The following is a 12,678-nucleotide window of genomic DNA, read 5'->3' on the forward strand; positions in this document are numbered from 1 at the left end:
GGCTCGCGTGCCCCGGTGCCTGATCCGGCCTGATCCGAACGAAAAACCCTAGCCGAGCGCCTGCGTCAGGTCGGCCAGCAGGTCGTCGGCGTTCTCGATGCCGACGGAGACGCGTACGAGGTCGGCCGGCACCTCCAGCGGGGAGCCCGCCGCCGAGGCGTGCGTCATGCGGCCCGGGTGCTCCACGAGCGACTCGACGCCGCCCAGCGACTCACCGAGGGTGAACAGCTTCGCCCGGTTGCAGACCTGGACCGCCGCCTCCTCGCCGCCCTCGACGCGGAAGGACACCATGCCGCCGAACGCCTTCATCTGCTTGGCGGCGATCTCGTGGCCGGGGTGCTCGGGCAGCCCCGGGTAGAGGACCTGGGTCACCTTGGGGTGCCGGGTGAGCAGATCGGTGACCTTGGTGGCGTTCTCGCTGTGCCGGTCCATGCGGACCGCCAGGGTCTTGATGCCGCGCAGCACCAGCCAGGCGTCGAACGGTCCGGCGACCGCGCCCATGGCGTTCTGGTGGTACGCCAACTCCTCTGCCAGTTCGGGGTCGTTGACGATCAGCGCGCCACCGACGACGTCCGAGTGTCCGCCCATGTACTTCGTGGTGGAGTGGACCACCACATCGGCGCCCAGGGCGAGGGGCTGCTGGAGGTAGGGGCTGGCGAAGGTGTTGTCGACGACCAGGCGCGCGCCCGCGGCGCGGGCCACACCGGCGATCGCGGCGATGTCGGTGATGCCGAGCAGCGGGTTGGACGGCGTCTCCACCCAGATCGCCTTGGTGCGCGGGGTGATCGCCGCCCGTACCGCAGCCACGTCCGAGGTGTCGGCGACGGAGAACTCGACCCCCCAGCGCGAGACGACCTTCGCGAACAGCCGGAACGTGCCGCCGTAGGCGTCGTTCGGGATGACCACGTGGTCGCCGGGGGTCAGCAGCGTACGGAGCAGGCAGTCCTCGGCGGCCAGGCCGGAGGCGAAGGCGAGTCCGCGGCGGCCGCCCTCCAGGGCCGCGAGGTTCTCCTCCAGGGCGGTACGGGTCGGGTTGGCGCTGCGGCTGTACTCGTAGCCGCCGCGCAGTCCGCCCACGCCGTCCTGCTTGTACGTGGACACCTGGTAAATGGGCGGGACAACGGCGCCGGTGAGGGGATCGGCGGTGTTTCCCGCATGGATCGCGAGGGTTTCGAAGCTGTGCTGGTCGCTCATGGGGCCAGAGCGTAGTTCGTCGCGAGGGCGCCCACCGGACTACCGGGCCGTCCGGTGACAATGGGGGCATGGAGATTCTGTGGTTCCTGATCGCCCTGTGCATGCTCGCCGCGGTCGTCGGCCCCTTCGTGCTGCGCCGCCGGGGCGGAATCCGCCAGGTCGCGCCGGGTTCCCCGGACGCCGCCGACCCGGACGCCTACGGCTTCGTGCGCCAGGAGGAGCTGGACATCCGGCTGCCGGGCCCGGACCAGGATCTTCTGGATGTGCTCGATGTCGTGCAGCGTTCACAGGACTGGCGGGCGGCCTCGCAGTTGCTGGCCGGTACGCCCAAGGAGGGCGAGGTGCGGTGGCAGCGGGTGCAGGCCTTCGCCGGTGCCGCCTCGCTGGAGCTGGCGCAGCAGCCCGGGGTCGGTGGTGCGTGGCTGCGCAAGTGGCGGGCGGAGGCGCCGAAGGACGCGGGCGGTGCGGCGGTGCACGCCGAGTTCCTGGTGCAGCAGGCGTGGCGTTCGTCGACCGCGGGGACGGACGACTTCCGGATCATCCTGGAGGAGGCCCGTACGGTCTGCGGCGAGGCGGCCCTGCTGGCACCGGGCGACCCCCTTCCGTACATCGTCGAGCTCGCCGTCTCCCGCGGACTCGGCTACTCCCACGAGGAGTTCGACCGGCTCTGGGCGAAGGTGATGGACCGGGCCCCGGCGCACATGGGCGCGCACATCGCCGCGCTGCACTACTGGTGCGAGAAGTGGCACGGCTCGCGCGAGGAGGCCGACCGCTTCGCCACCTCGGCCGCCGCCCGCGCCCCGCAGGGCTCGCTGCTGGCCGCGCTGCCGCTCTTCGCGGTGTACGAGCACCTGCCCGAGGTCAATCTGGTGCAGGGCTTCTACCGCGGCCTGGTGGTGACCAAGGCGGTCGAGGGTGCCCTGTTCGCGGTGCACGCGGCCCGCCCGGACGACCCGATGCTCGCGCACGTGCGCCATCTGCTGGTCCTCTTCCTCGTCCGGATGGAACGCTGGTCGGAGGCGATGACCCAGCTCGTCCACATCGACGGCCACGTGGGCGCGCTGCCGTGGACGCAGGACTCCGACCCGGCCGCCGAGTACACGGTCTACCGGGCGCTGGCGGTGGCCGGCTACGAGGCGAACGGCGGCAGCCCCGCGACGCTGCCGCACTGAGGGCTACGGCCGGGCGGAATCCATGGCGCTCCCGCCGCGTTGTACGCACTGCACACCCACCCCAGGAGGAGCCCCCGCATGTTCCTGCAACGCCGCACCCCCCAGCTCCCCACCCCGGAGGAGGCCCTGAAGGGCCGCCCCACCCCCGAATTCGCCGTCCCGTCCCACCACACGGTCCTCGGCAACCCGCTGCTGGGCCCGTACCCGGAGGGGCTGGAGGTCGCGGACTTCGCGCTGGGCTGTTTCTGGGGCGCCGAGCGCAAGTTCTGGCAGACGGACGGCGTCTGGACGACGCTCGTCGGCTACCAGGGCGGCTACACCGAGAACCCCGCGTACGAAGAGGTCTGCTCGGGCCTGACCGGCCACACCGAGGCCGTCCGCGTCGTCTTCGACCCGAAGACCGTCTCGTACGCCGAGCTGCTGAAGCTCTTCTGGGAGTCCCACGACCCGACCCAGGGCTTCCGCCAGGGCAACGACGTGGGCACCCAGTACCGCTCGGCGATCTACACCCACTCCCCCGAGCAGGAGGCCGCGGTGACAGCCTCCCGCGAGGCGTACCAGAAGGTCCTCACGGCCGCCGGCCACGGAACGATCACCACGGAGATCCTCCCGGCGGAGGGCCGCACGTTCTGGCCCGCCGAGGCATATCACCAGCAGTACCTCGACAAGAACCCGGCGGGCTACTGCGGCATCGGCGGCACGGGGGTCTCGTGCCCGATCGGGGTGGCTCCGGCCGGAGAGTGACGGGCTGACCGCCGACCGGTCGGTCCGCGCAACGCCCCGGCCGGCCGGCGATCAGACCCAGGGATCACACAGCGGCCGCGATGCCACGCTCGCGCATTCCGGCCACGAAGGCGGCCCACGCCCCGGCACCGAAGATCAGCACCGGACCGCTTGCCGCCTTGCTGTCCCGCACAGGAACGGCGCCCTGCACGTCGGCAACCTCGACGCACTGACCGTTGCCGCTGCTGTAGCTACTCGTCCGCCATGCCAACTCGGTGGGGTCGTACTGCACTTCCGAACACCTTCTCTCAGTCACTCCGACCGGCACACACTATCCAGCAGCTCAGCGCTGTCGTCCGGGCCCAGCGCCACAGCCTGCAAGTGCTCGAACATCGACTTGTACCGCCGGATCTCCGCCTCGGACTCCAGGAACAGATCACCCGCAGGTGTATCCACGTAGACCAACTCCGGATCTTGCGCATCCGGGAAGTCCATGTGCACGAAGCTCCCGGTCATACCGGCGTGTGCCCCTTTCCCGAAGGGGATCAACTGCAAGGTCACCTGAGGCTCGTCCGCCAGCCGGGCAAGATGCTGCGCCTGCTCGCGCATCACCTCACGCCCACCGACCATCCGGCGTACGGCGGCCTCATCCATGATCGCCCAGAGCTGGAGCGGATTGGGTTTGGTGAGCACCGCCTGCCGCTCGATCCGCGCCTGCACCCGCTGATCCACTTCCTTCTGGCTGATGTCAGCTGTCCTGCACGCACTGCCTGTCGGATTCCAGTCCGCAGGCCACCCACGGGGCCATGTCCCTGGATGACTGGCGCGCGGTCATCTTCGATGCCGCCGCTCTGGGTATCCGCACGATTCAGATCATCGGCGGTGAACCGACGGTTCACCCGCACTGGCGGGCTCTCACCGAGTACGCGCTCTCGCTCGGTCGTCACGTGGAGGTCTACAGCAACCTGTACACGGTCCACGAGCAGTGGTGGGAGCTGTTCACGCATCCGGCGGTGACGCTGGGTACCAGCTACTACAGCGACGGCTCCGCCGAGCACGACAAGATCACCGGCCGGATCGGAAGCTACGTCCGGACCCGGCACAACATCCGTGAGGCCGTGAAGCGGGGCGTGACGGTCCGGGCCGGAATCGTGGAGGTCCTGCCGGGGCAACGTGTCGTCGAAGCCCGTGCCGAACTGCAATCCATGGGCGTGACCCGGATCACCGTGGACAGGGCGCGGGCGGTCGGGCGGGCGCTGCTGCCGGGGCAGTCACCGGCGGTGGACGAGATGTGCGGGAGGTGCACGCGTGGGCGCGCCGCCGTCCTTCCGAACGGGGATCTCGCGGGGTGCGTGCTGGCGCGGGACTTCCCGGCGGGGAACGTGCGCGAGAACCGGTTGGCGGAACTGCTCGGTGGAAAGGCTTGGGCAGACCTCGCAGCGCGGATTCCGCTGCCTGCCCGGGATGCCTGTCCGCCGGACGACAGCGGCGACTGCAACCCGGCGAACACGACTGCCTGTGCGCCCAAGTACTGAGAGGCTGGGCAGCATGGATTGGCACGGACCTGCGGAGCGGCTCGCGGATCAGGTGACGGACCCGGATTCCCGGTGGCTGTCGACGGTGGCGAACGTGCCCCGTCACGAACTGGTCCCTCGATGGTGGGAGAGGGACGCGAACGGCTCGGATTGGGTGCTGCGCGACGGGGCCAGTGATCCGGGAGCGTGGCTGCGAGCGGCCTACTCGGACCGGTCGCTGATCACCAAGGTCGGCGCCCTGCACGCCGACCATGCCCGGATCGAGGACCGGGCACACGGCCGACCCACATCATCGGCAACGATGCCCGGTCTCGTGGTGCGCATGCTCCGCCATGGGCGGCTCGGGGACGGGCTTTCGGTCCTGGACTTGGGGACCGGAAGCGGCGGACTCACCGCCTATGCGGCCCGGCGCATCGGGGACCAGCATGTGACCAGCTTGGATGTGGACTCCCACCTGACCCGTGCGGCCGGTGAACGACTGGCCCGGCTCGGGATCTTCCCCCACTTCGTCACTGCCGACGCGACGGAGCATGTACCTGGCACGTACAAGCGGATCGTGTCCACGGTCGGCCTGCCCGCCGGTGCGGGGCTGAGGCCGATTCTCGGAGCGCTGGCACCCGGTGGACGCATCGCGACGACGCTCGGACGAACATGCCTGATCGTCACCGGATGGAAGCATGCCAACGGTGACGTGGTCGGGCGAGTGGAACGAGACATGGCCGGTTTCATGGTCACTCGCCCCGGGGACGACTACCCGCCCGAACTCACCGAGCTGTTCGCCTTCGCGCGGAGTGCGGACGGGGAAGAGGTCAGTACGGGCCGCTATCCCGTGGTGGACGTGGCGAATGCATGGGAACTGCGCTCCATGCTGGAACTCACCGTGCCCGGCGTGGAACTCGCCTACGGAGAACTCGACGACCAGAGCCGAACGACCTGCCTCGTCCATCCCGACGGGTCATGGGCACGCGCATCCGCCGAGTGGGCAGACCCGCCAGAAGTGCGCCAGGGCGGGCCCCAGAAGCTGTGGACCGCCTTGGAACGCATCCGCAACCGCCTCAACGTGGAGGGCTCATTGCCCCTGCTCGGCGCGCAGGTCCGCATCACACCGGACGGGGTGTGTCACTTCTCCCGTGGCGGATGGAGTGCATCCCTCGGGGACGCCGCATAGCTCTGGCCTGCTCGTTCGGCGCTGACCAGCCACCCGGTCCCCGCCTGCCTGCTTGTGGCCGACGGGCACCTCCTGCTGGTCGGAGGCGGCGTCGCGGGGTGCAAACGGGCCGACCTTTCGAGGATGCGACGAATCCCCGGCCGGTGCGAAATTCCTCGGCTCCGCCGGACAGCGGGGCGGGCCCGCTCGCCGGGTATTCGCTTCTCACCGGACCCGCCCCGTGCGAGAGTCGTACGGTGACTGACTCCCACAATGGTTCTGCCCGCGCACTTGACCTGCTGCGCTGGCAGTTCGACCTGACATGGTCGCTGTTCGAGTACCACCTGGAGCGGCTCGTCCCCGAGGACTTCCTGTGGGAACCCGCTGCGGATTGCTGGACGGTGCACCGGGCCGACGACGGGACATGGACAGTGGACTGGGCGGAGACCGAGCCCGATCCTGTTCCTGTGCCGACCATCGGCTGGCTGAGCTGGCACATCGGCTGGTGGTGGAGCGTGGCCGTGGATCACGCCTACGGGAGAACGCCCCGAGAGCGGGAGGACATCGCCTGGCCCGGCGCGGGGGAGCCGACCGTCGAGTGGTTGCGCGGCCTGCGTGAGGACTGGCTGGAGGCGCTGGACCAGCTCACCCCTGCCGGTCTGGCCACCACCGGCCCGTTCCCGTGGCCGGACGATCCTCGGCACACCGTCGCCCACATGATTGCCTGGGTCAACGCCGAACTGATGAAGAATGTCGCAGAGATCGGCCAACTGCGCCTTCAGCGAGCCGTCGGCCAGGTACCGAACCGGACCGGCGATCCCGCCCCTGCCCGGTCGGCGTAGACAGCGCCTGTCATCGCGAGCGGTTCCGGTGATCGCCTCGTCCGCCGCCCGCGGGTCGTCCTTGGCCACCCAGAACCCGCCCGGCCGGTTCCGGTGGGCGCGCAGGTCCCGCAGGATTCGGCGGTACTCGTCGCTCCCCTCGGCGACGGCTCCGAGCTGTCCGGTCTCCGGGCTGACCGGTGCCGCCCTGCTCAGCAACGGGGCCAGCCGCATCGTGGACCGGTTCCGGCTCGTCGACTGGCCAGGGGCCATGGCCCTCCTGGCATCGAGCGGCCCCGCCGAGATCGTCCATCGCGTGCGGCAGGCGGAGGCACGTCACGCGGTGGCGGCGGACGATGCGACGGTCGCACACTGCACCGGCCTCGGCACGATTTGACTCGGCACTACATATCGCGAAAGCTAGATGCGTACCACAGAGAGAGTTTCAGAGAGATCCGGAGGGGTGGAGCGATGGACCCGCTGGCCGTGCACAAGGCGCTCGCCAATCCCGCGCGCCTGCAGTTCATGCAGTGGCTGAGGGAGCCCGAGAAGCATTTCGACGAGGACTCCTACCAGCAGCAGGGGCTCGGCTTCCACATCGGCGTGTGCGTCGGCGACATCCAGAAGCGGTCCGGGCTGGCGCAGTCGGTGGTGTCCGGCTACCTGCAGACCCTGAAGGACGCGGGGCTGCTCACCTCGGAGCGCATCGGCAAGTGGACGTACTACCGGCGCAACGAGCCGGCGATCGCGGAGTTCGCCGCGCACGTCCGCGACGAGCTGTAGACCGGCTCCGGCCCCGACCCCTCACGCGCGCCCTCGACACCCACTTCAATACATCTACTTTTCTAGATTTAACGAAAGGTAACGGCCGTTCCGATGAGAAAGACCTCCCTCACCGTTCTGGTGCTCGCCCTGGGCGTGTTCGGGATCATCACCACCGAGATGGGGATGGTCGGCGTGCTGCCCCGGGTCTCGGCCGAACTCGGTGTCACACCGTCCGCCGCCGGCTGGCTCGTGGGGGTGTTCGCCCTGGTCATCGCAGTGTCCGGGCCGTTCACAACGCTGCTTGCGTCCGGTATCGACCGCAAGAAGGTGCTCGCCGCCGCGATCGCGGTGTTCGCGCTCTCCAACGCTGTCTACGCACTCACCACGCAGTACGAGGTGATGCTCGCCTTCCGCGTCGTTCCCGCCCTCTTCCATCCCGTGTTCTTCGCGGTCGCGCTCGCCACCGCCGCGCGGTTGGTACCCGCGAAGGACGCGACCCGGGCCACGACGACCGTGTTCGCCGGGGTCACCGTCGGCTTCGCGCTCGGCGTGCCGTTGACCTCGTACCTCGCCGGACATCTGTCGCTCGCTTCGGCCTTCTGGTTCGGCGCACTCGTCAATCTGATCGCGTTCCTCGGCATTCTGTGGTTCGTCCCGTCGATGCCGGTTCCGGATTCCCAACGGTCTTCGTACGGTGCCCAGTTGAGCATTCTCAAGCGGCCCCGCATGTGGCTGACCATCACCTCCGTCGTCCTCGTCTTCGCGGCCATGTTCTCGGTCTACGGCTACTCCGCCGAGTACCTGGGGCAGGTCACGCACATGGACGGTACGTGGGTCAGCGCCATGCTGATGGCGTTCGGCATCGTGATGATCCTCGGGAACTTCGCCTTCGGCAGCCTGTTGCGGCGCAACCTCGTCGGCACGGTGGTCGCGTATCCGGTGCTGTGTCTGCTGGTCTACGTCCTTCTGTACGCCGTCGGCCCGTTGTTCGCACCGATGGTTCCGGCGGTCCTGGTCTGGGGTGCCGTGCACTCGGGCGGACTCATCGTGAGCCAGAGCTGGCTGGGGCGGGACGCGAGCGATGCACCCGAGTTCGGGAACAGCCTCTTCATCTCGTTCTCCAACCTCGGCATCACCGTCGGCACCGCCGTCGGCGGCTGGGTCATGGCTGAGTACGGAGCCCGCCAACTCGCCTGGGCCGGAGTCGGGTTCTCGGTCGCCGCTCTGATGGTGATGGCGTTGCGGCTGAGTCCGGAGCGGGGGCGGGATCGAGGCGGGGTGCGGCAGGCCGTGTCGCCCGGCCCGAGCGGGCAGGCGCCCGGGGAGGTGGGGGTCTGACAAGACCCGCGGGGGCGAGGGGCGGTGCACCTGCAAGGCCCGGCTTTCCGCGTCGGTCGGACCGCAGGCGCAGGGAGTACCGGACCGGTCCTCGGCCCAGCGGCGGTGATCCCCGACGGATGCCCGACGACGGCGCACATGGCGGAAGCGGCCGCACGCGGCGGGAAGGGGGAAAGCGCAGCGGACGGAGTGGGCTGAACGGACTCGTATCCGTCGGCGTCGCTGCGCGCCGGACGCCTCACCGATGACCCGGTACGGCCAAACGAGTGTCTCCCGGACCAACTCCGGGGCACGCCGTGGCGTCGTTCAGGAGACTGGCGGCCGGTGCTGACGGTGCTTCGCGGAACGCCGTAGTGGACGGACGATTTCCGGCCACAACACAACACCCCTTACCCTGCGATACATCGGTCACCAACGGTCGGCCGGGACAGAAGGGCGACAACATGACCTCCGAGACCAACACACTGGTCACCATCGATGCCACAACTACCTTGCTGGAGGAGGAACTTCCGATCCTTGAGCAGCACCAGCAGACCCTGGAGAAGGAGCTCGCGACTGTCACCGAGCGCCTGGAGTCGGTGCGGACCGCGCTGACAGCGCTGCGTGCGCTGTCGGGCGTCCCCACCCCCGCCCCTGCTCCCTCCGCGAGCGCGGTGGCGGAGCCGAAGGCGGCGGAGCCGAAGGCGGCGGAGCCGGGTGAGACGGAGGACGCCAAGGCCGACGCGGCGAGCGCTCCCGCTGCCAGGATTCCGCAGCAGGCGCAGGATTCCATCGACTCCGTCGACTCCCACGAATCCGCCGTCCAGGCAAAAGCCCCGCAGGAGCAGGCCGCGGCCACCCCCGCGCGCCGTGCCGCCCGCAAGGCGCCCGCCGCGCCCAAGGGCCGCAAGCAGGCCGCCGCCAAGCCGAGGGCCCAGCGCGGCCAGGCCAAGAAGGCCGTCGCCGCCGAGCCCGCCGAGGAGGCCAAGGACGCCAAGGACGCCAAGGACGCCAAGGACGCCAAGGCGACGGCCAAGTCCGCCGTACCGGCGAAGGCGACCAGGACGGCCAGGGCGACGACCAAGGCCGCCAAGCCCGCGAAGGCCAAGGCGCCGAAGAAGGCCGCGACCTCCGCGGCCGCCGCACCGGCCGTCGACGACAGCGGCAGCCTCACCGAGCTGACCATGAAGGTGCTCGCCGCGTCCGGCGACACCCCCGTCCGCGCCCGCGACGTGACGAAGGCCCTGGGGCGCGAGCTCACCCCCAACGGCATCAACACCGTCCGCAGCACCCTCGACCGGCTCGTCGCCACCTCCCGGGCCCACCGCGCCGGCCGGGGCCTCTACCAGGCCCCCGCGAACTGACCTTTCAAATAAAGGGAGTTCATCGGATACCCGGTGCCGCCGCCTCGGCGGCACCGGGTATTCGTTCGTTGCGGCAGGGCGTCCGTCTGTAGGTTGCCCGCATGTCTTCAACACTGCGGCTGGAAAAGGTCACGTCGGACAATGTCGAGGCTGCCTGCCAACTGAAAGTACGACCCGACCAGGACGGGCTCGTGAAGCCGGTCGCCTGGTCGCTGGCCCAGGCCTACGTGACCCCCGACATCGCCTGGCCCCGGCTGATCTTCGACGGCGAGCAGCTCGTCGGCTTCGTCATGGCCTTCTTCGACGTCCGGTTCCACCCGGACGACCCGAACGACGTCCGGCTGCGCTCCGGGCTCTGGCGGCTGAACATCGCCGCCGATCAACAGGCACGAGGATACGGGCGCTTCGCGGTGGAGGCGGTGTGCGAGGAGATCCGGCGGCGGGGGCAGACGCGTGCGACCGTGAGCTGGGTCCCCGGTGAACACGGGCCCGAGCAGTTCTACTTCAAGCTCGGGTTCCGGCTCACCGGGGAGACGAGCGGGGACCAGGTCGTCGGTGAGCTGGAGCTCGGCGACGCGTAGTGCTGTGCCGCGCGGTGCGACGCGGTGCTGTGATGTGCTGCGATGTGCTGCGTGCGTAGCGCTGTGGCCGGAAACGATCAGCGGGGTGGCGGGAGTGTCCGTCCGTGAGGCGGCGGGGGCGTACGTCGGTGGGGCGCGCCCGGTCAGCCGAGGTGGGCTGCGATGACCCGCGCGCACTCCATGGACCCGCTCCGCGTCGTGTCCACCTCGATGTCGTACGTCACGCCCTGATGGACCAGGTCCGCCTGTGCGGCCGCCATGCCCGGGACGCGGTCGCCCCGCGCGATCTCGCGGACGGCGGCGACGGCGCTCTCGCACCGGACGCCCACCCACAGCACCCGGATCCCGCCGAGCGCCTTCTGCCACCGCTGCTGGGAGGCCGCGCCGCCGAGGAACACCTCGTCGACGATGACCCCGGCTCCCGCGCGGGCCATCGCGACGACCCCCTCGATCCATGCCGTCTCCAACGTACGGAACTCGGGGCCGACGACCACTTCGCCGTCCGGAGCGAACTCGATGCCCGCGTCCGACTCGCGCATGGACGCGGGCATCGCCTCGACCAGTGTGTCGACGCCGAAGGTCAGCCACGGATCCGGCAACACCGCCTGAAGGCACCGGGCGATCCCGGACTTCCCCGAGCTGGAACCACCGTTCAGCACGATCATCTGTGTCTTCACCGGGCCACACTAAGACCGACCGGCAATAGGGGGGCGGCGTCGCGGGGCTGGGCACGCACATCTGCCGCGTTGTCGTCAATCAACAACTTCCCCAAGCTCTCGGCTTCGCTCGAGCAGGGGAGACCCCATTGCGTTGCCTCAGTCCTCCGCCTTGCAGCTGCACGCACCCAGCCCCGCTCCTTCACCCACCCCCCAATTGCCGGTCGGTCTAGAACCTGGCAGCGGACCGGTGCGATGGTGTGGTCAACGCGGTGAAACCTGCCCATGACCCACTTGGCCGTCGGCAGAACCGTTTCGGCAGTTCCCGTCCGGGTGACGGAACCCCGCATTCGGCAGTAACCGCAGGTCAGCAGCGCAGACTTGGGGCGTTTCCGATCCCGTGCAAGGAGTTCCCCCCATGCGTCTTCGCTCCACCGTTGCTGCCGCCTTCGGCGCGCTCGCGCTCATTGTCGCCGTGCCGACCTCGGCCGGCGCGGCCACCGGAGACTTCAGGTACACCTACACCGGCCACGGCGGATCGCCGCAGTTCGGCTTCCTCGTCGACCCGCCGAGCCAGATGTGCATCACCCTGCCCGAGGTGGCCGACCCCTCTTCGTCCAACCCCGCCCACACCCCCTGGAACTTCACCTACTCCAGCGCGACGGTCTTCACCGGCCCCGACTGCGAGGGCGACTACTTCACCCTCCGGCCCAACGGCGGCCACGCCTCCGAGCGGCTGAAGCTGCGCTCGGTCGTCTTCAGCTGATCCGCCGCACCCCGCGACCCCCACCCCGGTACGAGCCGCCCCGCCCTCGTACCGGGGTGGTGTCGTATACGGGAACGGCGCGACGACGGGGCAGCCGCTGACAGAATGGGCGAAATGACCACACCTTCTGAGCCCCTCCATCCCGACCTCCTCGCGGCGAGGACGCTGGTCTACGAACCGAGCGGGCTCGTGTGCACGCGGCCGGTGCCCGAGGCGGAGAGCGCCGAGTACGGGGCACACTCGTTCACCGTGGACGGCTCCGCGGTCAGGTTCCGGGTGGCACGGACCACGCCGACGAAGGCCGGCCAGTTCGTGACGGTGTGGAAGCGGTCCGTGGACGGGCCGATCCGGCCCTACGACTCCGGGGACCCGGTCGACCTCTTCGTCATCAGCACCCGCGACGCCGGCGGCTTCGGGCAGTTCGTGTTCCCGCGTGACGTGCTCTGCGAGCGGGACATCGTGTCGCACAACGGTGTCGGCGGGAAGCGTGCCTTCCGCGTCTATCCGCCGTGGGTGACGACGACCGGTCGCCAGGCCGGCCGTACGCAGGAGTGGCAGGTGGAGTACTTCCTGCCGGTGCGGGAGGGCGAGCCGGTCGACCCCGTCCGGTGCCGGGCGCTCTACCACCCGTGACGGT

At 69.7% G+C, this 12,678-nt stretch carries 16 protein-coding genes; 12 read left to right on the forward strand and 4 right to left on the reverse strand.

The annotated features are described in order from the left end of the window. Positions 1-48 precede the first annotated feature (48 nt). A complete protein-coding gene (locus BT364_RS06270; protein WP_072484072.1) occupies positions 49-1,194 on the reverse strand; it encodes a cystathionine gamma-synthase in 1,146 nt (381 codons plus the stop codon). A gap of 68 nt (positions 1,195-1,262) precedes the next feature. On the opposite strand from BT364_RS06270, the gene BT364_RS06275 reads away from it, so the two are divergent. Together BT364_RS06275 and msrA are read left to right on the forward strand one after the other, a co-directional pair. Next, a complete protein-coding gene (locus BT364_RS06275) occupies positions 1,263-2,366 on the forward strand; it encodes a hypothetical protein (protein WP_072484073.1) in 1,104 nt (367 codons plus the stop codon). Positions 2,367-2,444: 78 nt separating this feature from the next. Then, positions 2,445-3,110 (forward strand): peptide-methionine (S)-S-oxide reductase MsrA, encoded by a 666-nt coding sequence (gene msrA, locus BT364_RS06280; protein ID WP_072484074.1) that lies wholly within the window; start codon positions 2,445-2,447, stop codon positions 3,108-3,110. A 64-nt stretch (positions 3,111-3,174) separates the two neighbouring features. Here msrA and BT364_RS06285 read toward each other — a convergent pair whose 3' ends face one another. Both BT364_RS06285 and BT364_RS06290 read right to left on the reverse strand, forming a co-directional pair. Beyond that, complete coding sequence (locus BT364_RS06285; protein WP_072484075.1) at positions 3,175-3,381, reverse strand: DUF397 domain-containing protein; 207 nt, start codon at positions 3,379-3,381, stop codon at positions 3,175-3,177. Between the two features lie 20 nt (positions 3,382-3,401). Continuing rightward, entirely contained in the window at positions 3,402-3,821 is a 420-nt protein-coding gene (locus BT364_RS06290; protein ID WP_072484076.1) for a DUF5753 domain-containing protein, read from the reverse strand. A gap of 20 nt (positions 3,822-3,841) precedes the next feature. Between BT364_RS06290 and BT364_RS06295 the strand changes: the two genes are divergently transcribed. From BT364_RS06295 to BT364_RS06330, 8 genes are all read left to right on the forward strand, one after another. Beyond that, on the forward strand, positions 3,842-4,624 hold the full coding sequence (locus BT364_RS06295; RefSeq protein WP_072484077.1) for a radical SAM/SPASM domain-containing protein: 783 nt from the start codon (positions 3,842-3,844) through the stop codon (positions 4,622-4,624). 13 nt (positions 4,625-4,637) lie between these two features. Continuing rightward, complete coding sequence (locus BT364_RS06300; RefSeq protein ID WP_072484078.1) at positions 4,638-5,792, forward strand: methyltransferase domain-containing protein; 1,155 nt, start codon at positions 4,638-4,640, stop codon at positions 5,790-5,792. Between the two features lie 236 nt (positions 5,793-6,028). Next, positions 6,029-6,613: a DinB family protein gene (locus BT364_RS06305; protein ID WP_072484079.1), complete on the forward strand. Its 585-nt coding sequence runs from the start codon at positions 6,029-6,031 to the stop codon at positions 6,611-6,613. A 61-nt stretch (positions 6,614-6,674) separates the two neighbouring features. Beyond that, positions 6,675-6,989, forward strand: coding sequence for a hypothetical protein (locus BT364_RS06310; RefSeq protein WP_143166453.1), 315 nt, complete (start codon positions 6,675-6,677; stop codon positions 6,987-6,989). Positions 6,990-7,063: 74 nt separating this feature from the next. Next, positions 7,064-7,375 (forward strand): ArsR/SmtB family transcription factor, encoded by a 312-nt coding sequence (locus BT364_RS06315; protein ID WP_072484081.1) that lies wholly within the window; start codon positions 7,064-7,066, stop codon positions 7,373-7,375. A 93-nt stretch (positions 7,376-7,468) separates the two neighbouring features. Further along, the gene (locus BT364_RS06320; RefSeq protein WP_072484082.1) at positions 7,469-8,695 is read left to right on the forward strand and encodes an MFS transporter; all 1,227 of its coding nucleotides are present in this window, start codon (positions 7,469-7,471) and stop codon (positions 8,693-8,695) included. A gap of 443 nt (positions 8,696-9,138) precedes the next feature. After that, on the forward strand, positions 9,139-10,038 hold the full coding sequence (locus BT364_RS06325) for a hypothetical protein (protein ID WP_072484083.1): 900 nt from the start codon (positions 9,139-9,141) through the stop codon (positions 10,036-10,038). A gap of 101 nt (positions 10,039-10,139) precedes the next feature. Then, positions 10,140-10,619 (forward strand): GNAT family N-acetyltransferase, encoded by a 480-nt coding sequence (locus BT364_RS06330; protein ID WP_072484084.1) that lies wholly within the window; start codon positions 10,140-10,142, stop codon positions 10,617-10,619. A 143-nt stretch (positions 10,620-10,762) separates the two neighbouring features. Here the strand turns inward: BT364_RS06330 and cpt are convergent, their stop codons facing one another. Further along, entirely contained in the window at positions 10,763-11,284 is a 522-nt protein-coding gene (cpt, locus tag BT364_RS06335; protein WP_072484085.1) for a chloramphenicol phosphotransferase CPT, read from the reverse strand. A 409-nt stretch (positions 11,285-11,693) separates the two neighbouring features. On the opposite strand from cpt, the gene BT364_RS06340 reads away from it, so the two are divergent. Both BT364_RS06340 and BT364_RS06345 read left to right on the forward strand, forming a co-directional pair. After that, positions 11,694-12,041, forward strand: coding sequence for a hypothetical protein (locus tag BT364_RS06340; protein WP_072484086.1), 348 nt, complete (start codon positions 11,694-11,696; stop codon positions 12,039-12,041). 114 nt (positions 12,042-12,155) lie between these two features. Beyond that, positions 12,156-12,674: a MepB family protein gene (locus BT364_RS06345; RefSeq protein WP_072484087.1), complete on the forward strand. Its 519-nt coding sequence runs from the start codon at positions 12,156-12,158 to the stop codon at positions 12,672-12,674. The last annotated feature ends 4 nt before the right edge of the window (positions 12,675-12,678 follow it).

The organism is Streptomyces atratus, from assembly GCF_900119365.1.
Lineage (GTDB): Bacteria > Actinomycetota > Actinomycetes > Streptomycetales > Streptomycetaceae > Streptomyces > Streptomyces atratus_B.